Origin of the sequence: Enterobacter cancerogenus (assembly GCF_019047785.1) — a bacterium.
GTDB classification, from domain to species: Bacteria; Pseudomonadota; Gammaproteobacteria; order Enterobacterales; family Enterobacteriaceae; genus Enterobacter; species Enterobacter cancerogenus.
On sequence record NZ_CP077290.1, the window covers coordinates 237,654 to 264,499 of the forward strand.

At 57.1% G+C, this 26,846-nt stretch carries 26 protein-coding genes and 1 pseudogene; 19 read left to right on the plus strand and 8 right to left on the minus strand.

What is annotated here, in order from left to right; translation table 11 throughout:
* Position 1 precedes the first annotated feature (1 nt).
* Positions 2-451, minus strand: a complete 450-nt coding sequence (locus tag I6L58_RS01120; protein ID WP_006175457.1) for a DMT family transporter — start codon at positions 449-451, stop codon at positions 2-4.
* Complete coding sequence (locus I6L58_RS01125) at positions 448-966, minus strand: GNAT family N-acetyltransferase (protein WP_006175455.1); 519 nt, start codon at positions 964-966, stop codon at positions 448-450. Before I6L58_RS01125 ends, I6L58_RS01120 begins: the two co-directional genes overlap by 4 nt.
* Positions 967-1,116: 150 nt before the next feature.
* Here I6L58_RS01125 and I6L58_RS01130 point away from each other — a divergent pair, with 150 nt between their 5' ends.
* From I6L58_RS01130 to I6L58_RS01140, 3 genes are all read left to right on the plus strand, one after another.
* Positions 1,117-1,692, plus strand: a complete 576-nt coding sequence (locus I6L58_RS01130) for a helix-turn-helix domain-containing protein (protein ID WP_006175453.1) — start codon at positions 1,117-1,119, stop codon at positions 1,690-1,692.
* A gap of 60 nt (positions 1,693-1,752) precedes the next feature.
* The gene (locus I6L58_RS01135) at positions 1,753-2,793 is read left to right on the plus strand and encodes an NADP-dependent oxidoreductase (RefSeq protein WP_088209163.1); all 1,041 of its coding nucleotides are present in this window, start codon (positions 1,753-1,755) and stop codon (positions 2,791-2,793) included.
* 247 nt (positions 2,794-3,040) lie between these two features.
* Positions 3,041-3,709 carry a GntR family transcriptional regulator gene (locus I6L58_RS01140; RefSeq protein ID WP_006175449.1) on the plus strand — a complete coding sequence of 223 codons (669 nt, stop codon included), beginning with the start codon at positions 3,041-3,043 and terminating at the stop codon, positions 3,707-3,709.
* A 154-nt stretch (positions 3,710-3,863) separates the two neighbouring features.
* On the opposite strand, the gene pqqU is transcribed toward I6L58_RS01140, so the two are convergent.
* Positions 3,864-5,978, minus strand: coding sequence for a TonB-dependent receptor PqqU (pqqU, locus tag I6L58_RS01145; RefSeq protein ID WP_088209162.1), 2,115 nt, complete (start codon positions 5,976-5,978; stop codon positions 3,864-3,866).
* A 241-nt stretch (positions 5,979-6,219) separates the two neighbouring features.
* On the opposite strand from pqqU, the gene yncE reads away from it, so the two are divergent.
* The gene (gene yncE / locus I6L58_RS01150; RefSeq protein WP_088209161.1) at positions 6,220-7,281 is read left to right on the plus strand and encodes a 7-bladed beta-propeller protein YncE; all 1,062 of its coding nucleotides are present in this window, start codon (positions 6,220-6,222) and stop codon (positions 7,279-7,281) included.
* Positions 7,282-7,832: 551 nt separating this feature from the next.
* On the opposite strand, the gene ansP is transcribed toward yncE, so the two are convergent.
* On the minus strand, positions 7,833-9,329 hold the full coding sequence (gene ansP, locus I6L58_RS01155) for an L-asparagine permease (RefSeq protein WP_006175442.1): 1,497 nt from the start codon (positions 9,327-9,329) through the stop codon (positions 7,833-7,835).
* A gap of 424 nt (positions 9,330-9,753) precedes the next feature.
* Here ansP and I6L58_RS01160 point away from each other — a divergent pair, with 424 nt between their 5' ends.
* Positions 9,754-10,737: an aldo/keto reductase gene (locus tag I6L58_RS01160; protein WP_088209160.1), complete on the plus strand. Its 984-nt coding sequence runs from the start codon at positions 9,754-9,756 to the stop codon at positions 10,735-10,737.
* A gap of 1 nt (position 10,738) precedes the next feature.
* Here I6L58_RS01160 and I6L58_RS01165 read toward each other — a convergent pair whose 3' ends face one another.
* Positions 10,739-11,629: a LysR family transcriptional regulator gene (locus I6L58_RS01165; protein ID WP_088209159.1), complete on the minus strand. Its 891-nt coding sequence runs from the start codon at positions 11,627-11,629 to the stop codon at positions 10,739-10,741.
* A 111-nt stretch (positions 11,630-11,740) separates the two neighbouring features.
* Here I6L58_RS01165 and I6L58_RS01170 point away from each other — a divergent pair, with 111 nt between their 5' ends.
* The 11 genes and pseudogenes from I6L58_RS01170 (at position 11,741) to I6L58_RS01225 (ending at position 21,034) form a co-directional block, all read left to right on the plus strand.
* Positions 11,741-12,139 (plus strand): (R)-mandelonitrile lyase, encoded by a 399-nt coding sequence (locus I6L58_RS01170; protein ID WP_088209158.1) that lies wholly within the window; start codon positions 11,741-11,743, stop codon positions 12,137-12,139.
* A 147-nt stretch (positions 12,140-12,286) separates the two neighbouring features.
* Complete coding sequence (locus tag I6L58_RS01175; protein WP_088209157.1) at positions 12,287-13,288, plus strand: LLM class flavin-dependent oxidoreductase; 1,002 nt, start codon at positions 12,287-12,289, stop codon at positions 13,286-13,288.
* Positions 13,285-14,406: a M20 peptidase aminoacylase family protein gene (locus I6L58_RS01180; protein ID WP_088209156.1), complete on the plus strand. Its 1,122-nt coding sequence runs from the start codon at positions 13,285-13,287 to the stop codon at positions 14,404-14,406. Before I6L58_RS01175 ends, I6L58_RS01180 begins: the two co-directional genes overlap by 4 nt.
* A gap of 15 nt (positions 14,407-14,421) precedes the next feature.
* Positions 14,422-16,683 (plus strand): annotated as a pseudogene (locus tag I6L58_RS22865) (NtaA/DmoA family FMN-dependent monooxygenase).
* Between the two features lie 10 nt (positions 16,684-16,693).
* On the plus strand, positions 16,694-17,203 hold the full coding sequence (locus I6L58_RS01195; RefSeq protein WP_006175422.1) for a GNAT family N-acetyltransferase: 510 nt from the start codon (positions 16,694-16,696) through the stop codon (positions 17,201-17,203).
* Positions 17,204-17,212: 9 nt separating this feature from the next.
* Positions 17,213-18,136, plus strand: a complete 924-nt coding sequence (locus I6L58_RS01200; protein ID WP_058608739.1) for an amino acid ABC transporter permease — start codon at positions 17,213-17,215, stop codon at positions 18,134-18,136.
* On the plus strand, positions 18,120-18,893 hold the full coding sequence (locus I6L58_RS01205; RefSeq protein ID WP_006175420.1) for an amino acid ABC transporter ATP-binding protein: 774 nt from the start codon (positions 18,120-18,122) through the stop codon (positions 18,891-18,893). The genes I6L58_RS01200 and I6L58_RS01205 overlap by 17 nt, the downstream gene beginning before the upstream one ends.
* 9 nt (positions 18,894-18,902) lie before the next feature.
* The gene (locus I6L58_RS01210) at positions 18,903-19,790 is read left to right on the plus strand and encodes a transporter substrate-binding domain-containing protein (RefSeq protein WP_088209153.1); all 888 of its coding nucleotides are present in this window, start codon (positions 18,903-18,905) and stop codon (positions 19,788-19,790) included.
* A gap of 41 nt (positions 19,791-19,831) precedes the next feature.
* Positions 19,832-20,449, plus strand: coding sequence for a glutathione S-transferase family protein (locus tag I6L58_RS01215; RefSeq protein WP_088209152.1), 618 nt, complete (start codon positions 19,832-19,834; stop codon positions 20,447-20,449).
* Between the two features lie 37 nt (positions 20,450-20,486).
* Positions 20,487-20,717, plus strand: coding sequence for a tautomerase PptA (gene pptA, locus I6L58_RS01220; protein WP_088209151.1), 231 nt, complete (start codon positions 20,487-20,489; stop codon positions 20,715-20,717).
* Between the two features lie 152 nt (positions 20,718-20,869).
* Positions 20,870-21,034, plus strand: coding sequence for a YnfU family zinc-binding protein (locus I6L58_RS01225; RefSeq protein ID WP_216647794.1), 165 nt, complete (start codon positions 20,870-20,872; stop codon positions 21,032-21,034).
* Positions 21,035-21,161: 127 nt separating this feature from the next.
* Here I6L58_RS01225 and I6L58_RS01230 read toward each other — a convergent pair whose 3' ends face one another.
* Positions 21,162-21,461, minus strand: coding sequence for an ArsR/SmtB family transcription factor (locus I6L58_RS01230; protein WP_088209150.1), 300 nt, complete (start codon positions 21,459-21,461; stop codon positions 21,162-21,164).
* Positions 21,462-21,621: 160 nt separating this feature from the next.
* On the opposite strand from I6L58_RS01230, the gene fusA reads away from it, so the two are divergent.
* Positions 21,622-23,724, plus strand: coding sequence for an elongation factor G (gene fusA, locus I6L58_RS01235; RefSeq protein WP_088209149.1), 2,103 nt, complete (start codon positions 21,622-21,624; stop codon positions 23,722-23,724).
* A 67-nt stretch (positions 23,725-23,791) separates the two neighbouring features.
* On the opposite strand, the gene I6L58_RS01240 is transcribed toward fusA, so the two are convergent.
* Complete coding sequence (locus I6L58_RS01240) at positions 23,792-24,217, minus strand: DUF3828 domain-containing protein (protein ID WP_088209148.1); 426 nt, start codon at positions 24,215-24,217, stop codon at positions 23,792-23,794.
* Between the two features lie 251 nt (positions 24,218-24,468).
* The gene (locus tag I6L58_RS01245) at positions 24,469-25,041 is read right to left on the minus strand and encodes a flavin reductase family protein (RefSeq protein WP_088209147.1); all 573 of its coding nucleotides are present in this window, start codon (positions 25,039-25,041) and stop codon (positions 24,469-24,471) included.
* A gap of 136 nt (positions 25,042-25,177) precedes the next feature.
* Here I6L58_RS01245 and I6L58_RS01250 point away from each other — a divergent pair, with 136 nt between their 5' ends.
* Together I6L58_RS01250 and I6L58_RS01255 are read left to right on the plus strand one after the other, a co-directional pair.
* On the plus strand, positions 25,178-25,870 hold the full coding sequence (locus I6L58_RS01250; protein ID WP_088209146.1) for an ABC transporter ATP-binding protein: 693 nt from the start codon (positions 25,178-25,180) through the stop codon (positions 25,868-25,870).
* On the plus strand, positions 25,867-26,835 hold the full coding sequence (locus I6L58_RS01255; RefSeq protein WP_088209145.1) for an ABC transporter substrate-binding protein: 969 nt from the start codon (positions 25,867-25,869) through the stop codon (positions 26,833-26,835). Before I6L58_RS01250 ends, I6L58_RS01255 begins: the two co-directional genes overlap by 4 nt.
* The last annotated feature ends 11 nt before the right edge of the window (positions 26,836-26,846 follow it).

Consider the following 26,846-nt stretch of genomic DNA (forward strand, 5'->3'; position numbering starts at 1 on the left):
CTCAGAACTGACGGCGGGCCACCAGCCACGCGCCGACCACCAGCATTACTGCGCCACATCCCGGCCCGATCAGGGCGCGCAGCGGGACCCCGTGGCTTTTCAGAATATCCATTACCAGCCCGCCAATCAGTTGGCTGGCTACCAGCACGGCGATGGTCGTTGCCGCGCCAACGTTCTGGTATCCGCTGATACTGGCAAAGACAAAAAACGATCCCAGCAAACCGGGGATCAGCGTCCACCAGCGTATCGTCGCGGCCAGTTCACCGAATCCGCTAAAACCCTGCTTAATCAGTAAAATGCTGACAAACAACACGATACCGACCAGCGAATTGAGCAGCATGGCGATAAGGATGGTGGACGAAGACTGGGTGATGCGCACCATCAGCATATTTTGCACCACCAGACCGATGCCCGCCGCAACCAGACAGGCCAGCGTAATCGACTGATTCATGGCAGGGCGTCCGGATCGCTGCGCTCATCCAGCTGCAGCTGCATAAAGGTTAAATCCAGCCAGCGGCCAAACTTGGTGCCCACCTGCGGCATTTGCCCGGTAGTGATAAAACCCAGCGTATCGTGCAGATGGATCGAGGCGTGGTTTTGCGTCTCTATTCCCGCCACCATCACGTGTTTGCCCATTTTGCGGGCTTCATCAATCAGCGCATTCATCAGCACCCGGCCAATCCCTTTTCCCTGATGGTCCGGGTGAACGTACACCGAGTGCTCAACCGTATGGCGAAAACCTTCGAAAGCCCGCCAGTCGCCGAACGAGGCATAGCCCGTCACCGTGCCGTTCTCTTCGCTGACCAGTACCGGAAAACCGGCCAGCGTCCGCGCTTCAAACCATGCGATGCGGTTATCGACATCCACGGTTTTGTCGTTCCAGATAGCAGCGGTGTGCAATACCGCATGGTTGTAGATATCACCGATGGCGGCGCAATCTTCTTTGCAGGCATGACGAACGATCATGGCGAACCCTCTGAGCGTGTTGTTCACTATAGTAGTACGGATTTGTCACGATATTACACAAGGGTGACGTGACTACGCTACGGCATAATCCATATTTTTTTGTTATGAAAACTGCGTTGAAATGCTGTTCATACACTATAGTATGACGTCATGAACACTATTTCAGACAATATGAATCAACGGATTAGCGCCAGAATTCGCCTTGAACGGGAATCCCGGGGATGGTCATTGAGCGAGTTGGCCGACCGGGCCAGCGTGTCGCGTGCCATGATCCACAAAATTGAACGCGGAGAAAGCAGCCCCACGGCGACGCTGCTTGCGCGTTTGTCCGGGGCATTTGGCATCAGCATGTCGACCCTTATTGCCCGCGCCGAAATGCAGGAAGGCAAACTGCTGCGTCTGGCGAACCAGCCGGTATGGCGCGACCCGCAAACGCACTATCTTCGCCGCCACGTCTCACCGCGAACCGACCTGCCTATCGATCTCGTCCAGGTTGAACTCCCTGCAGGCAGCGACGTGCCCATGCCCGCATCATCCTACGCGCTGGCGCGCCAGCTGATCTGGCTGCAGTCCGGGAAGCTGGTCTTTCTGGAGGGGGACACCCGCCATGAAATGAACGCGGGAGATTGCCTGGAGCTGGGGCCGCCCAACGACTGTCGGTTTATCAACGAGACCGATGCACCGTGCGTGTATCTGGTAGTCAGGCTTAATCAGTCCGGAACGTAACAATCATGTGGCCCGTCGAGACGGGCCGCGCAGGACATTTGCACAAATGAGGAGCGATCTATGAGTCAATCTGCAATGCAAAATCGTCGCTGGGTACTGGCGTCTCGCCCGCATGGCGCACCGACGCCAGAGAATTTTCGTTTAGAGGAACAGCCCATTCCCGAGCCGGGAGAGGGCCAGGTGCTGTTGCGCACCGAGTGGCTGTCACTCGATCCGTATATGCGCGGACGCATGAGCGATGCGCCATCCTATTCGCCACCTGTTGAGATTGGGGCGGTGATGGTGGGGGGAACGGTCAGCCGCGTTGAGCGGTCAAACCATCCCGATTTCAAACCCGGCGAGTGGGTGCTCGGCTACAGCGGCTGGCAAACCCATGCGTTGTCCGACGGAAAGGATCTGGTGAAACTCGGTGACAACCCTGCGCATCCTTCGTGGTCGCTGGGGATCCTGGGTATGCCGGGCTTTACGGCCTATATGGGCCTGCTGGATATCGGGCAGCCCAAAACCGGCGAAACCCTGGTGGTGGCCGCAGCAACCGGGCCTGTCGGCGCGACGGTCGGGCAAATCGGTAAAATCAAAGGCTGCCGCGTCGTGGGCGTAGCTGGTGGCGAGGAAAAATGCCGTCATGCGGTCGAGGTTCTGGGATTCGACAAGTGTATCGATCACCATGCGGATAACTTTGCGCAGCAGCTGGCCGATGCCTGCCCGGACGGCATCGACGTCTACTATGAGAACGTCGGCGGTAAAGTCTTTGATGCCGTATTGCCGCTGTTGAACACCTCCGCCCGCGTACCGATTTGCGGCCTGGTCAGCGGCTATAACGCCACCGACCTGCCGGACGGCCCCGATCGTTTGCCGCTGCTGATGGGCACACTCCTCAAGAAGCGCATTCGTATGCAGGGGTTCATCATCGCCCAGGACTATGGGGATCGCATCGACGAGTTCCAGGCGCAGATGGGCCGCTGGGTGCAGGAGGGCAAAATCCATTATCGTGAGCAGGTCACGGATGGGCTGGAAAATGCACCTCAGGCATTGATCGGCCTGCTAGAAGGGAAAAACTTCGGCAAAGTCGTGATACGCGTGGCGGCTGATAACAAATAAATCGTTCATGGCGGGTTTTCCCGCCATAATCATTTGTGAAGATACGATATATTGTCTTTAATTAAACAGCATAGCGCTCGGCGTCATCAGCATAGACGGCCCGACCGCGATAAAAAATACCGTTTGCAGTATTTGCGTTTATGCGCATCTCCCAATACCAGGCATAACGATACAGGATATATCAACCCGGCGGCGTTTTTTAACGGCCGCTGCAAAGAGCATTTTGTTTTGGCTACGGGAAGTGAATATGCTTGATTTGGATCATTTAGAAAAGGCACAACGAATCAGTCTGACTATGCAAGTTGAGATCAGTTTGAAAGGGGCATTAATTACCGGCTCCCTCAAACCTGGCGCACGGCTGATCACCAAAGAAATTGCAGATAAACTAGGCACCAGCATTACGCCGGTGCGTGAGGCGCTTTTGCGGCTGGTCTCCGCAGGGGCACTGCATGCCACGCCAGCACAGGCTTTTCTGGTGCCGGAAGTGACGCTCGAACGCTACAAAGAGATCAATACCATCAGAAAGCAGCTGGAGCCGATGGCTGTCGCTGCTGCCTGTGGTCACATGTCTGAAGCCAAAGTGAATGCGTTACGTGAAATGTCAGAAGCTTTTCATGAGGCCATGCGGCAGGGCAATGTGCAGCGTGCGCTGCACGCTAACCGCGTATTTCGTTTCAGCCTCTATCAGTACGCTGAAATGCCAACGCTGAGCGCGCTTATTGAGCAACTGTGGGTGCGCATCGGGCCGTGCATTAACTATTTGCATGACGAGTTCAAGGACGTTCCGGTTGACACTTACCACTATGCGGAGCTGCTTGACGCCCTTGAGCGAAAAGATGTCGTCGCCAGCCAAAAAGCGATCGATAAATTGATTGATGAAGCGGATGCACTTTTACAGCGGCAATATTTTAGCTAGGGAATTATCGGGTCAAGAGTCTATTTTATATTCAACACATTTATTTGATGAATAATTCCCGGGGCATTTCGCCACCGGGAATACGCATTTCTAAATCCATTCGAGAATCAGGCTCGCCAATAACGCAGGTTAAATGGCGAGGCCGAATCATTGTTTATTCAAACCGGTAAGACACCGACAATCCTACGCCATAGTTACGACCCGGAGCAGGTTCGTAATAACGCCCGTTAGATTCATTGACGATCACCGATCCGGCATACTCTTTGTCGAACAGGTTGTCGATGCGACCAAAGACGTCCATACCCCAGTTACCGTAGTTAAACTTATACCCGGTGTTCAACCCGACGACCGTATACGATGGCGCTTTCGCCGTGTTTTCGTCGTCCGCCATAATATCGCTCATATACCGCACGTCGGTACCGGCGTACCAGCCATCCTCCGGCTGCCAGCCGAACGCGGCGTAACCCATATTACGGGCGATCCCCGGCATCCGGTTGCCGTTACAGTCTCCCTCGCTGCACACGTTAGTGCGGTAGGTGGCATCGAGATAAGTCCACGCCATTTTCAGTTTCCAGTTTTCGGCGAACTGCTGGTCGAGCGAAACCTCCACACCCTGACGTCGGGTTTTACCGGCATTTTTATAGCTGGTGCGCCCGCCCGCGCTGGAATCCACCACGATCTCATCGTCGGTGTCGGTGCGGAACAGCGCCGCCGTCAGCAAGCCATTGCCGATGCGGGTTTTACTGCCCACTTCATAGGTGTTGTTGGTTGAGGGTTGCAGACCAATGTTCAGGCCACCCTGGTTATCCGGACGATAGGAAAGCTCGTTGATGGTCGGCGTTTCAAAGCCACGACCGGCTGCGGCATACAGGTTCCACGCGTCGGTCACGGCGTATTTCACCGCACCAGCCGGGAGCCATTTGTGGTAGCTCGCGTCACCGCTGTCATCGCCGTTTTGCGGGGTAACATAGTGGTCATTCGAGTCGAACCAGACCGAGCTGTAGCGCACGCCCGCATCCACCGAGAGTTTCTGCGTCAGCTGCCAGCGGGTTTGCAGGTAAGGGTCAACGTTCCACATTAAATTGCGTTCGTTGCGGCGCTTGTCGCCTTTGACGCCGTAATCCGGCACACCGTTATGCATCACGAAGTTCTCGTAGCCGCGACGATCTTCGCTAAGGTTTTCATAGTTCAGGCCGGTGGTGAAAGTGACCGGCACCAGCAGTTCACCACGGTGGGTCCAGCGGGTGTCGATACCCTGATAGTGGCGCTGCATATCAATCACGCCGCCGGAGTGGGTGGGCCTCAGCTGCGGCTGGTAAGGAATCGACTGATACTGCGTCATCTCGCGCTCACCGGCGTACATCATCACGCTGAGATCGTCCTGCTCGCTCATCTGGCGGTCATAGCGTAGCCCGGCCTGGGTCTGCTTGATGGTTTTGCGCGTGTTAAACGCATCGCCGCGCGGCGACTGGCGCGGATCGTTTTGCCACTCCTGATAGCTCAGCCCGCCCGGATCGTTGGCTTTCATGTCCACGCTGTTAAAGATCAGCGTCAGCTTGCTGACGTCATCAATGCGCACGCCAAGTTTAGCGTTGGCAAGGTTTTTACGCGCGCCGCTGTGGTCGCGATAGCCTTTGGTGGTGAAGCGGGTGGTTGAGACGGTGTAATCCACATCGCCCGCGTGCGTCCCGTCGCCCATTGCGCCGGTCGCCTTCATGCCGTAGCGCCAGGTACCGTAGCTGCCATAGTAGCTGCTGGCTTCAATGGTTGGCGGCTGCTGTCCGGTTTGGGTGTTGATATTAATGACGCCGCCAGAGGCGTTTCCGTACAGGGCCGAGAAGGGGCCGCGAAGCACTTCAACGCTCTCCACGCTGGAGAGATCGATGTTTGAGGTCTGGCCCTGACCGTCGGGCATGGTCGCCGGAATACCGTCCACATACATGCGGATACCACGCACGCCGAACGTTGAGCGTGCGCCAAAGCCGCGCATCGAAAGCTGAAGATCCTGCGCATAGTTCTGACGGTTCTGAACCTGTAGCCCCGGCACGCTGCCGAGCGATTCAGACAGGTTAATGCGCGGCGCGGCGTGACGCATATCATCGCCGTTCACCACGCTTACGGCCGCAGGCGTATCAAGCTCGGAGACGGTCTGAGGGGTCGCGCTGACGATCATGGTCTGTTCCTCTGCGGCCCCGGCGCTCAGCGGGCCAAACGTGACGGGAACCAACAACAGCGGGAGCGTTGCCCTACGGGCAGAAATGATTTTCATGAAATAAACCGGTTATGAAAGAAAACGAACCAAATGGAACATGTGCATACATGTTAAATCTTTTGTAAATCTTTTGAAAACTATAACCGCACGTTGCGTTAATGGAAGGGCAGAGAGGAAAGAAAAACTCCACATTTAACAAATTAATGATTACTATTCTCATTAAAAATGGACAAAGCCACGACTTTGTCCCCCGGAAGCGATGTCAGCAGTACACACTCTTTTTTAAAAAGGAATTGTTATGTCTTTACGTCATCTGTGCTCACCGCGCCTGAAAAATTCTCTGCTGTTAAGTTCGTTACTCCTTGCCGGAGCGTTCCAGGCGCACGCCGCCGACGACATGCTGCGTAAGGCTGTGGGTAAGGGTGCTTACGAAATGGCGGTGAGCCAGCAGGAGAATGCGCTGTGGGTTGCGACGTCGCAAAGCCGCAAGCTCGACAAGGGCGGCGTGGTCTATCGACTGGATCCGGTTACGCTGGAAGTGACGCAGGCCATTCATAACGATCTCAAACCGTTTGGCGCCACCTTCGACAAATCCACCCAGACCCTGTGGTTCGGCAACACCACCAGTAGCGCCGTGACGGCCATTGACGCGAAAACGGGCGACGTGAAAGGGCGTCTGGTGCTGGATGACCGCAAGCGTAGCGAAACGGTTAAACCGCTTCAGCCGCGCCAGCTGGTTGCCGATGACACCACCCATACCGTTTACATCACCGGTGTCGGCAAAGAGAGCGTGATCTGGGTAGTCGACGGCGCCACGCTGAAACTGAAAGAGACCATCGCCAATACGGGCACTTACGGTACTGGCCTGGCGCTGGATGCGCAGGCGAAACGTCTGTACACCACTAACGGCGACGGCGAGTTGCTGACGATTGATACCGCGACCAACAAAATCCTGAGCCGTAAGAAGTTGCAGGACGACGGCAAAGAACACTTCTATCTGAATCTGAGTCTTGATACCGCAGGCCAACGCGCGTTTGTGACTGATTCAAAGCAGCCTGAAGTGCTGGTGGTGAGCCTGAAAGACGGAAGCGTTGTCGAGAAAATCGCCGCGCCGGAATCGCTGGCGGTGCTGTTCAACCCGGCGCGCAATGAGGCGTACGTGACCCATCGCGAAGCGGGCAAGGTCAGCGTGATTGACGCGAAAACCTACAAAGTAACGAAAACCTATGATACGCCGGTCTACCCGAACAGCCTGGCGCTGTCTGCCGACGGTAAAACGCTGTATGTGACGGTGAAGCAGAAATCGACTCGCCAGCAGGAAGCAACCCAACCTGACGATGTCATTCGTATCGCGCTGTAATGTGGGTATTGCCCGGTGGCGCTGCGCTTACCGGGCCTACAAAACCGTGAACCGCAGGCCGGGTAAGGCGAAGCCGCCACCCGGCTTTTTTATTATCGTGACGTCTCTTCAACCAGCGGACGGTCATGCTGGTCAACATCATGATGAACCGGCACGGTGCTGTGAATTTCGTTAATGCGCTTACCGGGCCGACAAAACCGTGAACCTTAGGCCGGGTAAGGCGAAGCCGCCACCCGGCTTTTTTATTATCGTGACGTCTCTTCAACAAGCGGGCGATCATGCTGGTCCTCATCATGATGAACCGGCACGTTGCTGTGAATTTCGTTCACCCGCTTACCGGGCCTACAAAGCCGTGAACCGTAGGCCGGGTAAGGCGCAGCCGCCACCCGGCTTTATTATTATCGTGATGTCTCTTCAACCAGCGGGCGGTCATGCTGGTCAACATCATGATGAACCGGCGCGGTGCTGTGAATTTCGTTAACGCGCTTACCGGGCTTACAAATCCGTGAACCGTAGGCCGGGTAAGGCGAAGCCGCCACCCGGCTTTTTTATTATCGTGATGTCTCTTCAACCAGCGGGCGGTCATGCTGATCATCATCATGATGAACCGGCGCGGTGCTGTGAATTTCGTTAACGCGCTTACGCACGCCAAACCAGCCGATAATCAGTACAACGGCTAACACCGGAATGGTCGCGATGGTGTATGTACCGTTCGGGTAGTCAAACGCCATTAGCACCAGCACGCTGAACAGGAACAGCAGGGTCAGCCAGGATGTCACCGGCGCACCCGGCAGCTTAAAGCTCACCTCGGCGGCTTTCCCTTCTTTAATCGCTTTGCGCAGACGCATCTGGCAAACCACGATAAAGGCCCAGGAGGCGATGATGCCCAGCGCGGCCACGTTCAGGACAATCTCAAACACCTGAGACGGCACCAGATAGTTCAGGAACACGCCAAAGACATACACCACCAGCGTGGCGAGGATACCGGCGTACGGCACCTGCTGCTTGCTCATCTTCGACATGAATTTCGGCGCGGAGCCGCCCATGGACATCGAGCGCAGAATACGGCCAGTCGAGTAGAGGCCGGAGTTCAGGCTGGAGAGGGCGGCGGTCAGTACCACGATATTCATGATACTGCCCACGTACGGCACGCCAAGCTTAGAGAAGAAGGTCACAAACGGGCTTTGTCCCGCCTGATAGGCATTCCACGGCAGCAACAGTACCAGCAGCACCACGGAGCCAACGTAGAACAGACCAATACGCCAGATCACGCTGTTGATCGCTTTTGGCACCATGGTCTGCGGATCTTTACACTCGCCAGCGGCGGTGCCGACCAGCTCAATAGAAGCAAAGGCGAACACCACGCCCTGAACCAGCACCAGTGCGGGCAGCAGGCCGTGCGGGAAGAAGCCGCCGTTATCGGTGATGAGGTGGAAGCCCGTGGCGTTGCCGTCCAGGGGTTTACCCGTGCCGAGGAACACCGTACCGACCACCAGGAAGATTACGATCGCCAGCACTTTCACCAGTGCAAACCAGAACTCCATCTCGGCGAACCACTTCACGCCGATCATGTTCATGGTACCGACAATCGCCAGCGCGCCGAGGGCAAAGACCCACTGCGGTACGTCGCCAAACGCGCCCCAGTAGTGCATGTACAGCGCAACCGCGGTGATATCCACGATCCCGGTCATCGCCCAGTTAACGAAATACATCCAGCCCGCCACGTAGGCGGCTTTTTCACCGAGGAATTCGCGGGCGTAAGAGACGAAGCTGCCGCTGGAGGGGCGATGCAGTACCAGTTCGCCCAGCGCGCGGAGTATGAAGAAAGAGAAGATCCCGCACACCAGATAAACCAGTGCGAGAGCAGGGCCAGCCATCTGAAGACGTGCGCCAGCACCCAAAAACAGACCCGTACCGATAGCGCCGCCGATGGCAATCATTTGAACCTGACGGTTGCCCATCGCCTTGTGGTAGCCCTCTTCGTGAGAGTTCAACCAGCGACGTTTCGCAGCGTGATGTTCGGCCGCGCTTTTATTGCTTGTTTTCATTGAGTTACCTGTTTACCTGTCTGAACCATTAACGTGATAGTCCTGTCTGGCAGAGAGCGACACAAACGATTGCTTCTGCGCAGGCACATGCCGCCTTTCCAGTCATTCTGCGTATGGATAAGGCAAAACATGGCGTGGCATCCTACCTGCAATTTATAGGTGACGCAAAATATAACCGTGCCGAAAGTGATGCTCATCGAAGGAAATCGTGTGGTCCGAGCAGAGCGGATCATAACGCACTAAAAGTCGGCGAGTTTTTAGACAAAGCAGCAGGCGCAGTGATGATTTATTCATCAGCACTGCTTACCGGTCGCCCGAAGTCATTAATGAGTAAAATTCATAAGCACTAGCAGTTTTGCGCTGTAGTGTTCATAAACAAACCCACCTAAAGTTATCCCGACAGAAATAAAACACGAGGTGAAGAATGCAACAGCGACAGTTAGGTAAAGACGGACTGACGGTTTCAGCGCTTGGGCTGGGATGCATGGGATTAAGCTACGGTTACGGCCCGGCAACGGACAAACAGCAGGCCATCTCGCTTATCCGCGAGGCGGTCGAGCGCGGGGTGACCTTTTTCGACACGGCGGAGATTTACGGGCCCTATATCAATGAAGAGGTGGTTGGCGAGGCGCTGGCACCGTTTCGCAACCGCGTAGTGATTGCCACTAAGTTCGGCTTTGATTGCGAACGGCCGGGGCAGACGCTAAACAGTCGTCCGGAACATATCCGCGCGGCGGTGGAAGGATCTCTGGCGCGACTGAAAACCGATTATATCGACCTCTATTATCAGCATCGCGTCGATCCTGACGTACCAATGGAAGATGTTGCCGGAACCGTTGCCGATCTGATTGCCGAAGGCAAGGTGAAGCATTTTGGCCTCTCTGAAGCAGGCGTAGATTCCATTCGTCGCGCCCACGCGGTATGTCCGGTGACTGCATTGCAGAGCGAATATTCCCTGTGGTGGCGGCAACCAGAGCAGCAGATCCTGCCGCTACTGGAGGAGCTGAACATCGGGTTTGTACCCTTTAGTCCGCTGGGTAAAGGCTTTCTGACCGGGGCAATCGACGCCAGTACGACCTTCGACAGCAGCGATTTTCGCAACGTCGTTCCGCGCTTTAGCGAGGCGTCGCGCCAGGCGAATCAGAAACTGGTTGAGGTGGTCAAGAGCCTGGCAGCGGAGCAGGGCGTAACGCCAGCCCAAATCGCCCTGGCGTGGCTGCTGGCAAAAGCCCCATGGATTGTCCCGATTCCTGGCACGACCAAGCTGCACCGGCTGGAGGAAAATCTGGCTGCGGCAAGCGTGACCCTGTCACAAAGTGATCTTGCCAACATTCATCACGCGCTGGCAGACATTGACGTAGTCGGCGAGCGTTATCCGGCTCACCTCCAGTCACGTGTTGGGAAATAAGCTACCGATAGCGCAGCGCGTCAACCAGCAGCGAGAACGCGGTGGTGTGCTGGCGGCGGCTCGGGTAGTAAAGGTGGTACCCGTCAAAGGGCGGGCACCACGCCTCCAGCACGCGGAGTAATCGCCCCTGGTCGAGCGCCTCGCGGACGGTATCTTCCGGAACGTAAGCGAGGCCCAGACCGCTTTCGGCGGCATCAATACGCTGCGGAAGATTGTTCAGCGTCAGCTGGCCGTCAACCCGCACGCGCAGCTCGCGGCCGTCGCGCTCAAACTCCCATGCGTATAAACCGCCGCGCGTCGGCAGGCGCATATTGATGCAGCGGTGATGCTGGAGCTGTTCCGGCGTATCAGGCGTGCCGTAACGCTCAAAATAGTCTGATGAACCGACCACCGCCATGCGCATATCCGCCGCGATGCGTACGGCGATCATGTCTTTTGCCACCTGTTCGCCGAGGCGCACGCCCGCGTCGAAGCGCCCGTCAACGATGTCCGTCAGCCCGTTGTCTACCGTAACCTCGACGTGAATGTCAGGGTATTGCGCCATAAAGGGTTTAAGCACCGGCCACAGCACGGCAGACATCGCATGCTCCCCGGCGGTCAGGCGAATATTACCGGCGGGTCGATCGCGAGTATCACGCAGTGCAGTGAGTTCTTGTTCAATCTCCAGCAGGTGCGGGCTGAGCCGCATTAACAGCCTTTCACCGGCTTCTGTCGGGGCCACGCTGCGCGTGGTGCGGGTTAAAAGCCGAACCTCGAGCCTCGCCTCCAGGTTACGCATCGCGTGGCTGAGCGCCGACTGGGAAACCCCGAGCTGCGCGGCCGCACGGGTAAAGCTGCGTTCCCGCGCAACCACCATGAACGAGAGCAGATCGTTAAAATTGTCTTTAAGCATACTGACGCCCTGATTTATGAATTCGTCTCATAGTTCCTTTTTGATTATGCACTCTAATTCGCGCCTGCGCTTTGCGCTACTGTTACCTCAACAGCTAAAAAGGAGACAACGATGAAGATTATCCGCAGTGGTTCATTACCTTCCGCGAAGGGGCCGGAAGCCTGGTTTACCGGTACCGTACGCATTGACGCCCCGTTCCAGGCAACCGAACCGGCAAAAGTGGGCGGCGCAACGGTGACGTTCGAGCCGGGTGCGCGCACCGCCTGGCACACGCATCCGCTCGGGCAGACGCTGATCGTCACCCAAGGGCGCGGCTGGCTGCAGGCGTGGGGAGAAGAGGCCGAGCCGCTAAACCACGGCGATATCGCCTGGATCGAGCCAGGGGTAAAACACTGGCACGGTGCCTGCGCCGAAACAGCAATGACCCATATTGCGATTGCCGAATCGGTTAACGGCAGCCCGGTGGAATGGCTGGAAAAAGTCACCGACGAACAGTACCCCGGGGCCTGACCACCGACGGGAAAAACCGCCAAGGCCTTATTCTTTGCATGGTTTTGTATATCTGATTTCCGGCAAACCAAATGTAAATTAATTGTTTCTCAGCGATGAAATACGCCTTTAATAATGACGGCATGTTAAGTCAAACGAGAAGCGAACATGTCCTGGCGAATCAGCATTCTGGATAAAAGCCCCGTTGCGGAAAATGAAACGGCCGCCGATGCGCTGGCGCGAACCCTAAGCCTGGCGCAGCTGGCGGAAACGTTGGGTTACCACCGCTTCTGGATTGCCGAGCACCACAATACCCCTCAGCTTGCCAGCCCCTCACCGGAGCTGCTGATTGCCTGGATCCTCGGGCAAACACGGCGTATCCGCGTGGGATCGGGCGGCGTCATGCTTCAGCATTACAGCCCTTACAAGGTGGCAGAGAATTTTAACCTGCTGGCCGCTTTAGCCCCTGGACGGGTCGATCTTGGCGTCGGAAAAGCGCCTGGTGGCCTGCCGCTCTCTACCCGTGCGCTACAGCATGGCCTGAACCCGCAGGAAAAAGGCAGCTTTGCCGATCAGCTCACGCAGCTTGATCGCTGGCTTCGCCCTGAGCATCAGTCTGCGGACGAGGCCGTGCGCGCCACGCCGCTGCCGCCGCTGCCCGCACAGGGCTTTTTGCTTGGAGCCAGCGTCGAAAGCGCGCTTCTTGCGGCGTCGCTCGACTGGCACTTTGTCTTTGCTGCTCATCTCAATGGCGATCCGGATCTGCTGCGCGAGGTGGTGGCGACCTGGCGCGAGCACAGCACCCTTGACGTTATCGTGGCCGTGCAGGCCATCGTGGCAACGACGCAGGCCGAGGCACAAGCCCTGGCGCAGAAGGTGGAAGTGTGGGGCGTTGAGCTGGCAAACGGCCAGCGCGTGACGGTAGCCAGCGAGGAGCAGGCCTACGCCTTTGCGCATCAGGCCGGGAGCGAACCGCTGCGTATTGCCCGCCGGGCGCAGTCTCTGCTGGCCGGAACGGCTGATGCGGTGGTGGCGCAGCTTGAAGCCTTGCATCAACAGTGGGGCATTGATGAGTTCATCATCGATACCCCGATTGCAGAAGGTACACGCCGCACGCGATCCCTTCGTCTGCTGGCAGAGGCCAGACAGAATAAGGCGGTGACGGTATGAATCTTAGCGAACAGCTAATTTCCTGGCGTCGTGAGCTGCACCAGCGCCCCGAGCTGTCCGGTCAGGAGGTTGAAACAACCGCGCGGCTGCGCCAGTGGCTGACTCAGGCTGGGATCGCGCCGCTGCCCTATGACCTTCAAACCGGACTGGTGACGGAAATTGGGTCGGGTAAAAAGCTAATTGCCTTACGGGCGGACATTGATGCTCTGCCCATTGAGGAGCGCAGCGGCGTGCCGTTTAGCTCGCAGCGCCCGGGGGTGATGCACGCCTGCGGTCATGACGTGCATACCAGCGTTATTCTTGGCGCAGCGCTAAAACTGAAAGCGCGGGAAGCTTCGCTTGCCGGGCGAGTGCGGATCCTCTTCCAGCCAGCCGAAGAGAACTTTGGCGGAGCGAAAAGCATGGTCCGTGCCGGTGCGTTACGCGACGTGAGCGCCATCTTCGGTATGCATAACGAGCCGTCGCTGCCGGTTGGTGAATTTGCCACCCGCGGCGGGCCGTTTTACGCCAACGTTGATCGCTTTGCCATCCGTATTACCGGCAAGGGCGCACACGCGGCGCGTCCTCACGAGGGCAACGATGCCATCGTTCTGGCAAGTCAGCTGGTGACGGCGCTGCAAAGCGTGGCCAGCCGGAACGTCAACACGCTGGATTCGGTGGTGCTCAGCGTCACGCGCATCACCGGGGGGAATACCTGGAATGTTCTGCCGGAGACGGTAGAGCTGGAGGGGACGCTGCGCACTCATCGCAGCGACGTGCAGCAAAAGGTAAAAGCGCGTGTCGGCGACATCGCCGCCGGGTTTGCCAGCGCCTTTAACGCCCAAATTGATATCACCTGGTATGCCGGACCCGCCGCGCTGGTTAACGACGAGCACTGGGCGGCGTTTGCCACCTCGGTCGCCAGAGAAGCGGGCTACGAAACCCATCATGCGGAGCTGCATATGGGCGGGGAAGATTTTGCGGTGTATCTGCAAAATATACCCGGCGCGTTTGTCAGCATCGGCAGCGCCAGCCCCTTTGGTTTACATCACCCGGCGTTTAACCCGGACGAAGCGTTAATTGAACCCGCTGCCGCCTATTTTGCGCAGCTGGCGGAAAAAGCGCTGCAATACGTTTAATTATAAGAGGTGAATATGTCTGCAACTCGTCAGCTGCGGCTGGGCACTATTTTGCACGGCGCATCCGGGAATATGTCTGCATGGCGACATCCGGCGGCCGTCGCCGATGCCAGCATTAATTTTGATTTTGTTAAAGAGACGGCGCTAAAAGCGGAAGAGGGCAAACTGGATTTTCTTTTTGTCGCCGACGGACTTTATATTAACGAGAAATCCATTCCGCACTTTTTAAATCGCTTTGAACCGCTGACGGTATTATCGGCGCTGGCAAGTCTTACTTCCCGACTGGGATTAGTGGGCACCTTGTCAACCTCCTACAGCGAGCCGTTTACCGTGGCGCGCCAGTTTGCCAGCCTCGATCATCTGAGCCATGGCCGCGCGGGCTGGAACGTAGTGACCTCTCCGCTGGAAGGCTCGGCCAAAAACTTCTCTCGTGAGAAACACCCGGAACACGCGTTGCGCTATCGCATCGCTGATGAATATCTCGACGTGGTAAAAGGGTTATGGGACTCCTGGGAAGGCGATGCCTTTATCCGAGATAAAGCGAGCGGACGCTTTTTTGACCCGGATAAACTGCATACTCTCGATCATCACGGTGATTTCTTTAAGGTTGCCGGACCGCTGAATATTGGCCGCACGCCGCAAGGACGCCCGATTATATTTCAGGCGGGCGCGTCGGATGACGGTAAAAAGCTGGCAGCGAAACACGCTGATGCCATATTTACCCACCACGAAACGCTAGACGACGCGCAAGCATTTTATCGCGACGTGAAGCAACAACTGGAAAATAACGGTCGTCGCGCGTCGGATTTACATATTTTCCAGGGCGTCAGCGTGATTGTCGGCAAAGATGCCGAAGACGTGGAAAATCAGTATCAAACTACGGCGGCGCTGGTGTCCATTACCGACGCGCTGAATTACCTTGGACGCTACTTTGAACACCACGATTTTAGCCAGTATCCCCTGGACGCGCCGTTCCCGGACGTGGGCGATTTAGGTAAAAACAGCTTTCGCAGCACCACCGATGAGATCAAGCGCAATGCCGCTGAGCGCCAGTTAACGTTGCGTCAGGTAGCGCTGGAAGCAGCATCCCCGCGCCCGCGCTTTTCCGGCACGCCGGAACAGGTGGCGGATGGCCTTCAGGAGTGGTTCGAGGGCCATGCAGCCGACGGTTTTATCATTCAGGGCGGCACGCCGGACACCTTCCCGCGCTTTGTTGACCATGTCGTGCCGGTATTACAGACTCGCGGCCTGTTTCGTACTGACTACCCCGGCACCACGCTGCGCGACAGTCTGGGTTTAGCCGAACCCACAAATCAGTTCACACAACAATAAGAGAACGCCGCTATGCAGAAAACATCGCTTATTCTGGCGCTTGCGCTGGCCATTACTCCTGCAGTCTGGGCTGAGAATGTCACTATCAATGGCACCGGCGTAAGCCTGGAAGCCAACAAAACGGCGATTAATACCGCTAAAAACAGCGCGGCGGTGGCGCAGCTGCCGAAAGACTATCACTTTGCCATCCCTGGAAAATTTACCGTCGCCGTGGCAGGGCTGAACCAGCCGCCGCTGACGGTGTTTGCCGACGATAACAAAACGCTGCTTGGCAGCGAGGTGGATATTGCTCGTCTGGTGGCGGATAGCCTGGGGCTTGAGCTGAACGTGGTGCCGACCTCCTGGGAGGACTGGCCGCTCGGCGTGGCGTCCGGGAAATATGACGCGGCTATTAGCAATATTACCGTCACCAAAGCGCGTAAAGAGAAGTTTGATTTTGCCACCTACCGTAAGGATTCCCTGGGCTTCTACGTGAAATCGACCAGCCCGATAAAAACGCTTGAGAAGGCGGAAGATATCGCCGGTCTGCGCATCATCGTTGGCTCCGGCACCAATCAGGAAGCCATCCTGCTGGCGTGGAATGCTGAAAACCTGAAAAAAGGGCTTAAGCCGTTCACCCCGGTCTACACCAAAGACGATGCTGCGCAAACCCTGGCGCTGCAATCCGGGCGCGCGGACGCCTGGTTTGGCCCAAACGTTATTGGCGCGTGGAAAGCGGCGTTGAGCGGCAAAACCCGGCTGGTCGGCAGCGTCGACGGCGGCTGGCCGAAGGCGGCGCACATCGCGGTAACGCTGAAAAAAGGCAGCGGCCTGGTTGAGCCGGTGCAGACTGCGCTAAACGGCGTGATTAAAAACGGTGATTACGACAAAGTCCTCAACCGTTGGGGGGAAGGCGTTGAGCGTATCCCGAATTCTGAAGTTAACCCGGCAGGTCTGGGCGATTAAGGGGGGGATTATGCGCGAGCAATTTCGTGATGTATCGCCGGAAGACGCCGAACTTCAGCCCATCATCGAGGGGTTATTCGGCGAATACGCTGCCCGATACGGGGACTACTTTTCGAAAGACGCCGAGGTGGAATTGACCGAATGGTATCTCGCACCGCAGGGGCTGTTTATCGTGCTGGAACGCGACGGGAAAATTATCGCTACCGGGGCCTACAAACCCTTTGATGAACGCACCGCGGAGATCAAGCGCATCTGGACCGACAAAACGCTGCGCCAGCAGGGGCTGGCGGGCCGGGTGGTGCAGGAGCTGGAGCGGCGGGCGGCACTGGCGGGCTACAGTCAGATTTACCTCACCACCGGTTTTCGCCAGCCGGAAGCGGTACGGCTGTATCTTAGCCAGGGATATCAGCCGCAGTTCGATCTTCACCGCGATCCGGAAGAGTACAGCCAGCCGCCGTTCGATGGCCGGCTGCGTTTCACCAAAACGCTGATCCGCGAAGCGCTCAGCAAATCCGCATGAGGAACGACGATGAACAACGTTGAAACCATTAAAGTGGTCCCGGCGCGCTATCCGCTGCGCACCGTTGGCGCGGTGGCCGCGCTGTTTATCCTGGCCGTGGTGATCCAGTCCGTGGCCTTTAACCCGCGCTGGGAGTGGGCGGTCTTCGCCCGCTGGTTCTTCGATCCGGTTATTCTGGAGGGCGTCGGCCAGACGCTGCTGTTGACGCTCATTGGCACCGTGCTGAGCGTATTCCTCGGCGGGATGCTGGCGCTGGCGAGACTCTCTTCCAGCTGGCTGTTGAGTAGCCTGGCGTGGGCCTACATCTGGCTGTTTCGTTCGCTGCCGCTGATCGTGGTGCTGATTATTCTCTATAACTTCTCCTATCTGTACGACACCCTTTCGCTGGGCGTGCCGTTTACCGATATTCTCTGGGGGCGCTTTGAGACCATCAACGTGCTGGGGCAGTTTTCTACCGCCGTGGTGGGGCTGACGCTGGTGCAGAGCGCCTATACCGCCGAGATCGTTCGCGGAGGATTCCTCGGGGTCGATCACGGTCAGTATGAAGCCGCCGCCGCGCTCGGCCTCCCGGCCTGGCGGCGCACCGTGCGCATTATCCTGCCGCAGGCGCTGCGCACCATACTACCGTCCGGCTTTAACGAGATCATCAGTCTCGCCAAAGGCACGGCAATGGTATACGTCCTGGCAATGCCGGAGTTGTTCTACACCATTCAAATGATCTACAACCGCACGCAGGAGGTCATTCCGCTGCTGATGGTCGGGGCCGTCTGGTATCTGGTGATAACCACCGTCCTGTCAGCGATCCAGCATGTCGTGGAACGCGGGCTTGCCCGCAGCGAACGCCGCTCCGCCGTAAATCATCACCGCGCATCCCGCCGTACCCGTTCCGTCAACACCCCAGTACAGGAGCCCGTCCATGCAAGCCTCTCCTGAAGGACATATTTCCATCACCGGCGTCAGCAAATTCTTTGGCCGCCATAAGGCACTGGATAACGTCTCGCTTGAGATCCCGCCCGGTTCCGTCACAGTGATCCTCGGGCCGTCCGGTTCGGGCAAATCGACGCTGCTGCGCACCATTAACCACCTGGAGCGCGTCGATGAAGGCTTTATTCAGATAGACGGGGAGTACGTTGGCTACCGTCGTCAGGGCGACAAACTCTACGAGCTGAAGGAGAACGCGATCCTGAAACAGCGCGTCAACGTGGGGTATGTGTTCCAGAACTTTAATCTTTTCCCGCACCTCACGGTGCTGGAAAACCTGATTGAAGCGCCCATCGCGCACAAAAAACTCAGCCGCAAAGAGGCTATCGACAGCGCATACAGCCTGCTGGACGTGGTGGGGCTGCGAGACAAGGCCGATGCCTGGTCACGACATCTCTCCGGCGGGCAACAGCAGCGGATCGCCATCGCGCGCGCGCTGGCGTTACGCCCTCGGGTGATGCTGTTTGATGAACCAACGTCCGCGCTCGATCCGGAGCTGGTGGGTGAGGTGCTGGACGTGATCAAAAAGCTCGCCCGCTCCGGCACGACGCTGGTGGTGGTGACGCACGAGATCGGGTTTGCCCGCGAAGTGGCGGATCAGGTGGTGTTTATGGTCGACGGTAAAATTGTGGAGCAGGGCAGCAGCGACGAGGTGTTAAACCATCCGTCGCACCCGCGCACCCGCCAGTTCCTGTCAAAAGTGTTGTAAGGAGAGCGAATGAAATATGGACTTCTGCTGGGGCTGATTTTCACCACGGCGGCCGATGCCAGCATTGACTTGAACGCCAACCAGCAACCGCTGCCGGTGGCGGTTGACCCGCAGGCGGTGGCGAAGATCCCGGCAAAGTATTCTTTTGTTGAACCCGGCACGCTTACCGTCGCCATTTCGGCACTTAACTCGCCACCGTTGGCGCTGCTTGCCAGCGATAACCGCACGCGCATCGGCAGCGACCCGGACATCGCCCGGCTGCTGGCGGGAAGCCTGGGGTTGAAACTCAAACTGGTGCCGACGGCATGGGAGGACTGGCCGCTCGGGATTGTCTCCGGGCGCTATGACGTGGCGCTGGTGAACATTGCGGTGACCGAGCAGCGCAAAGAGAAGTTTGATTTTGCGACCTACCGCGTCGATTCCCTGGCCTTTTCGGTGAAATCCAACAGCAGCATTCAGTCTATCAAAGGCGCAGGGGATTTGTCGGGCAAGAAAGTGATCGTTGGCTCCGGCACCAATCAGGAACGCATTCTGCTCGGCTGGAACGACGAGAACAGGCAAGCCGGACGCGCACCAGCGCTGCCGCTTTATCTGACGGATGACGCCTCGGCCAATCTCTATATTCAGTCCGGCAGGGCGGACGTTTTCTTCGGGCCGCAGTCTGTCTCGGCCTATAAAGCGGCGCTCACGGGTAAAACCCGCGTTGTAGGCCTGGGCCCCAAAAAAGCCTACGTCGCCACCACCACCAAAAAAGGCAACGGGCTGGTATATGCCCTGCAGGCCGCGCTGGATGGGGCAATTACGCGAGGGGAATATCAGAAGGTGCTGGCACGCTGGGGTGAGGAGGGCGAAGCGGTGGACCATTCACAGGTCAATCCGCCAGGGATAACCTACTGAGCATGCTCTACACTTAGGGTTTTGAACCCTGAGGGGGCAACATGATCACGCTTTATGGTGTACCCGGCTGGGGGTCGGCGATCGGTGAAATCATGCTGACGCTGGCCGACATTCCCTACCGGTTGATCAACGTGGACGGATTCGATCGGCCCGGCCCGCAGCGCGACCTGCTGCAACAGCGTAACCCGCTGTGCCAGGTCCCGACGCTGGAGCTGGAAAATGGCACGATCCTGACCGAAACGGCGGCGATAGCGCTGATGGTGCTCGACAAATGCCCCGATCTTGCGCCGCCCGTCGGGCACGCCGATCGCCCGCAGTTTCAGCGTCTGCTGATCTGGCTGGTCGCCAATGTCTATCCCACTTTTACCTTTGCCGATTATCCTGAACGCTGGGCGCCGGACGCCCCTGAACAGCTGAAGGACAATTGTATCGCGTACCGCAAAACGCTGTACGCGTGGCTGGATAATCACCTGAAAGCCACGCCGTATGCCTTTGGCGAGCAGCTGACCCTGATTGACGCCTATATTGTGGTGATGCGCACCTGGGGGCCGCGTCATGACTGGTTTGCAGCCAATACGCCAAAGATCACGGCCATTGCCGACGCGATGTGTCAGCGTCCTGAACTGCACAAGGTGTTAAAGGCTAACGAAATTATCTGATAACGTGGAATACTCACTCACAACAGGAAGTCAGCCCATGCCACACGTTGATATTAAATGTTTTCCCCGCGAGCTAAATGACGAGCAAAAAACCGCGCTGGCAGCGGATATTGCCGACGTGATTATTCGCCATCTGAACAGCAAAGACGGCTCTATATCGGTTGCGCTTAATCAGGTGCAGCAGGATGACTGGAAGGCGCAGGTCTGGGATACCGAGATTGGCCCGAAGCTGGATGAACTGATTAAAAAACCGGGCTACTCGATGTAATTATTCTGCCGGGCAGGGGCGGGATCCCGCCCGGCAATATTCATTAACGCTGTCGTCCGGTTTGTCCGAAACGGCAAGTCACTGGAAAATAAAAGCAAGCAACGGGTGGCGTAAACGTGTATGGTGGCAGTCCCTTAAATCAGGAGATGCCTATGTCTGGACGTAAAAACACGCTAGCTCGTCGTAATTATTTAGTTAAATGCCCATGCCCAAACTGTTCAAAAGATTCTGAACACAGCTTTAGTCGAGTTCAAAAAGGTGCCCAACTTGTTTGCCCGCACTGCAGCACGTTATTTAAATCAACGCAGCGACTCTAAACGCCCGCACCTGCCAGATGATCAGCAACGACAGTAAAGCCTGACTCATTTGGCAACGTAATTTCCCCACACGGTAGTTCTGCAAAAGTCTGTTTTGGCTTTCGACATTGCTGATAAAATAATAACGTCAGTTTTTCTTCAGCAATATCGCCATCAGCCCTGGAAAACGGGCGTCAAGATCCTCTCGTCGCAGTGAAATCATATTTTCTCGTCCCTGTGCCCGCTGCCAGATAACGCCGCTATCGCGTAATACGCGCCAGTGGTGAGTCATGGTGGATTTCACCACATCCGCCGGGCGCAGCGCGTTACAGCTCAGTTCGCCGCCGTCAGCGAGGCGGCGAACGATCGCCAGGCGTAGCGGGTTGCCAAGGGCGAAGAGCACATTTTCCAGCTGTATTTGTTCAGGTTCCGGGTGGTTTGGGATCATCGTTTTCCTGCATCTGATGTCAGATTGAGCTATATGAACAATAGGTGAACCGTTAAAAAATAGTTCGATAATACTCGTACAATAGGACTATTATAACAAACGACGTTACCCACGACCATCCTGGTCGTCTCATAAATGTCTTAATGACTAAGGATTTATCATGCCCCGACCCATCCCTCTCGAACGTTATCGCAACATCGGTATCTCCGCGCATATCGATGCCGGCAAAACGACCACCACCGAGCGCATCCTGTTTTACACCGGGATGAGCCACAAGCTGGGCGAAGTACACGATGGCGCGGCAACAACCGACTGGATGGCGCAGGAGCAGGAGCGCGGGATAACTATTACCTCCGCAGCCGTGAGCTGCTTCTGGCCGGGTATGGACCGTGGGTTTGAACCGCACCGGATCAACATCATCGACACCCCCGGGCACGTTGACTTCACCATTGAGGTTGAGCGTTCCATGCGCGTGCTCGACGGCGCGGTGATGGTGTATGACTCGGTGGGCGGCGTGCAGCCGCAGTCGGAAACCGTCTGGCGTCAGGCCAACAAATATCACGTTCCGCGCCTGGCGTTCGTCAATAAGATGGACCGCCCGGGGGCCGATTTCTTCCGCGTGGTGCGAATGATGCAGGAGCGCCTGAAGGCCAACCCGGTGCCGATCGTTATTCCGGTGGGTGCCGAGGAGCATTTCAGCGGCGTGGTCGATCTCATCAAGATGCGTACCATCATGTGGGACGATGCCACCCAGGGGATGGCGTTTAGCTACGCGCCCGTTCCTGAGGATCTGCTCAACACCGCGCAGACGTGGCGGGATAACATGGTCTCTGCAGCGGCGGAAGCGAACGACGCGCTGATGGATAAGTACCTCGAAACGGGCGATCTGGACGAAGCTGACATTATCCAGGGGCTGCGTATCCGGACGATTGCCGGTGAAATCCAGCCGATGCTGTGCGGCAGCGCCTTTAAAAATAAAGGGGTGCAGCGCATGCTGGACGCGGTGATCGAACTGATGCCGTCGCCGCTGGACGTGCCCGCCATCGATGGTATTGATGAAAAAGGGCAGCACGCCGAGCGTCATCCGAGCGATGAAGAACCGTTCTCAGCGCTGGCATTCAAGCTGATGAGTGACCCGTACGTGGGCCAGCTGACCTTTATACGCGTTTACTCCGGCGTGCTGAGAAAAGGCGACACGGTGTATAACCCGGTTAAAGGTAAAAAAGAGCGCATCGGGCGTATTGTGCTGATGCATGCCAACGACCGTCATGAAGTGGACGAACTGCGTACCGGGGATATTGCCGCCTGCGTGGGGCTGAAAGATGTCACCACGGGTGACACTCTGACCGATCCCGATGCGGTAATCACCCTTGAGCGGATGGAGTTTCCGGACCCGGTGATTTCGCTGGCGATCGAGCCGAAGACCAAGGCCGATCAGGAAAAAATGGGGCTGGCGCTGCAGCGTCTGGCTGCGGAAGATCCCTCGTTCCGCCTGCACACGGACGAAGAGTCCGGTCAGACGATTATTTCCGGCATGGGCGAGCTGCATCTGGAGATTATCGTTGACCGCATGAAGCGCGAGTTTGGCGTAGAAGCCAACATCGGCCGTCCGCAGGTCACCTACCGTGAGACTCTGCGTAAAGCGGTGAAGGATATTGAAGGTAAGTTTGTCCGGCAGTCCGGCGGGAAAGGGCAGTATGGCCACGTTGTGCTGAGCCTTGAGCCGTCTGAACCCGGAAGTGGTTTCACCTTTGAAGATGCCACCAAGGGCGGCGTAGTGCCGCGTGAGTACATCCCTTCTGTTGAGAAAGGGCTGCGTGAAGCCATGAACAGCGGCGTGCTGGCCGGTTATCCGGTTGTCGACGTGAAGGCGACCCTGACGTTTGGTTCGTATCACGACGTGGACTCCTCGGAGATGGCGTTCCGCATGGCGGCGATCCTCGGGTTCAAAGAGGGCGCACGCAGGGCGGACCCGGCTATTCTTGAGCCGGTGATGCATGTCGAGGTGGAAACGCCGGAAGAGTACGCCGGAAATATCATGGGCGATCTCTCGTCTCGTCGCGGTATGGTGCAGGGAATGGCCGAGCAGTACGGCAGCCAGATCATTCGTGCTGACGTGCCGCTGGCAGAGATGTTCGGCTACGCCACCACGCTGCGTTCGATGTCCCAGGGACGCGCGACCTATACGATGGAATTCGACCATTTCGCCGAAGCGCCGCGAAATGTGGCGGAAGAAATCATTGCACGGCGTGCGAAGAGTTAGGTTATTGCATGGTAGCCTTGAGGCTACCATGCGTTTTTTCTTGCCAGGATGGGTTCGACGCATCGTATTACTTAATCAGGGTTGCCGATCGGACTTTCCATTTCCCATTTTCCTGAACGAGACAATCTGCGACAACGTGATCCTGTTTCTTGCCAAATGCGACATACACGTTTGTGCACACAGCATCAAAATCAGAATACAGGACCTTTATCTGATCCCAGTCCTCATCCCAGTCCTGCGATTTAAGGAACATATCCGCATCGGGCATGTCTTTTTCGTTAATGTCTCCTGAATACAATTCTTTAATGGCTGCAATAGTCCCGGACGCAACGTAATCATGCAGACTATCGGGATCGAGGACGGGTGGATTATTCTGGTTCAACTGCGCGATATACCACTGATTAAATTTGAGCGCCGTCACGTCGGGTTCGTAGAGAGTTTCTGCGAAAGACAACGGGGACAACAGGATAAGAAAAAGTAAGCCTGTTTTCATTAGTCATGCCTGAAGAGTTCGTAATGGGGCTGGATGGTTCGGTCACTTTGTCCCGTAATGAGCGTGCTCTTAGATTGGGCGTGTGATTTCGCATATGAGATTGCGCCATCTTTATTCCATGACATCGATATTTCCTTATTGAGAGGCTGTTATAGCAACAGCCCCGGAAATATGCTCTGATTTATACTCTGTCGGTAAACATAAAATGCCATAGAAAATCATTATATTTCAGGCTGATATATTCCACGCGCTCACTCCGGTGCCTTCACCATTTTACCGCTCGCCACGAAGGTTCCGGCCCCCAGATGATGCAGGGTATTCAGCTTATCCCCGTCAAATTGCCAACGCCCGGCGACAAAGGCGCGTGCATCCGCTGCAGCGGATACCACCTCGCCGAACAACGTGTCATATTTCTCGGCTGCGGCGGTGGCGGGCAATAACCGGCACTCCATCCACGCCAGGCATTTTTCTTCTATTACCGGCAGGCCCAGCACCGGGCCATTGATGACCGGGATGCCGTAGCAGTTGAACTTGTCTTCGTCGCGTCCGCTGACGCTGCCCACGGCCCAGGTCCAGTTGGCGGCCGCCACGCCCGGAATGACGATGCCGAATGTCCCGCTGCGCTCAATCAGCTCCCGTGACCAGGCGCTTTTGTCGACAACAATCGCGATGCGGGGCGGATCAAATTCGACAGGCATCGACCAGGCGGCGGCCATAACGTTGCGGCGGTCAATGGTTTCATCGCGGCTGGTAATCAGTACGGTAGGACCGTGGTTCAGCAGGCGACTGGCGTGTGTTAACTCGACGGGGCGAAACGGGCTCATGGGATTTCCTCTGCGCAGGCTTTCCGGCATTAAACGACTGAAAGGCGGTCGAAATCAAGCCGCAACGCTACCGTCATGCGTTCGTCATACTCGCACCCTACAGTGGCGGGCAGTAAATCCCAAAGAGGATCACACTATGCTCACCTCCATCACGCTCAACCGCGTCTCGTACGCGTTTGGCGCGCACACCGTATTGAATCAAATCGATCTGCATATCGAGGCCGGCAGCGTCGTTGCGCTACTGGGGCCATCAGGCTGCGGAAAAAGCACGTTACTCCGGCTGCTGGCGGGATTAACCCAGCCTGCGGGGGGCGACATCCATTTTGGCGATCGTCAGGTTGCGAAAGCGGGCTGGTCGCTGCCGCCCGAGGCGCGGGATATCGGCATGGTTTTTCAGGACTACGCCCTGTGGCCGCACATGTCGGTGGCGCAAAACGTCGCGTTCCCGTTAAAAATGCGCCATGTCCCGCGTCAGGAACGTGAGGATCGCGTCGCGCAGGCGCTCTCCCGCGTCGGGTTAGCGGCCTTTGCTGACCGCAAACCTGCCGGGCTATCGGGCGGGCAGCAGCAGCGCGTGGCGCTGGCCCGGGCGATAGTCGCTGAACCTCGCGTCCTGCTCTTTGACGAGCCGCTCTCTAACCTCGACAGCGAACTGCGTGGATCGTTGTGTCAGGAGATGGCCACGCTGCTGCGCCAGCTCGGGACCACCGCCGTGTATGTCACTCACGACCGCCGGGAGGCTGAGATTCTCGCCGATCGCATCGTGCATCTGTCTGCTGGCAGCGTGGCTGCCGATCGTTTGATTTCAACCTCAGGGGAGTTTGCATGAAAGCCACCATGTCTGTGAAAAAAGGAGTCCTGCTCGCAATGGCGCTATCTACTGTTACAGTTTCCAGCGCCCATGCGCTGACGGTCTACACCGCAGGGCCGGGTTCCCTCGCGAAAAATCTGGCAAATGGGTTTGAACAGAAAACCGGGGTGAAAGTCGATATCTTCCAGGCGACCACCGGAAAAGTCATGGCGCGCCTGGAGGCAGAGCAGGCCAATCCGCAGGCGGATATTCTGATCTCCGCCTCCTGGGACACGGCGGAAGACCTCCACAAACGCGGCTGGCTGCTGCCTTATCAAAGCGTCAATGCGCAACACGTTCCGGCGGATCTGAAATCCGCGGATTACGTGGCGCAGGGCGTCTCGGCGTTAGGGATTGTCTGGAATACCAAAAGCGGTACGCCGGAGCCGAAGGAGTGGCGGGATCTCACCACCGACGCCTTCAGGGACAAGGTCACCACCCCCGATCCGGCGCTCTCCGGCGCGTCGCTGGATTTGCTGATCGGGCTACAAAACGGCATGGGCGACAATGCCTGGGCGCTGTTCGATGCGCTGAAAAAGAACGGCATGGTAGTCAGCGGCCCGAACGCGCAGGCGGTAACGCCCGTGATGCAGGGGGCAAAAGCGGCGGTGTTTGGTGCGGTGGATTATGTCTCCTATGGCAACATCAGCCAGGGGGAGTCGCTTAAGGTGATCTTCCCGGCCAGCGGCACGGTGATTGCGCCGCGTCCGATGATGATCCTTAAATCGACCCGGCACGCCGACGAGGCTAAGGCTTTTGTCGATTACGTCCTCTCCCCGGAAGGCCAGGCGATGGTCGCCGATGCGTGGCTGATGCCCGCGCGCGAAGACGTCAAGGCGAAACGTCCGCTATTGAACGAGCTGACGGTGCTGCCCACGAAAAGCGAGTCCTCGGGCTCACGCAGCGACATCCTCAAGCGTTTTACGAACCTTTTCTCTCTGTAATGCAAGTGACG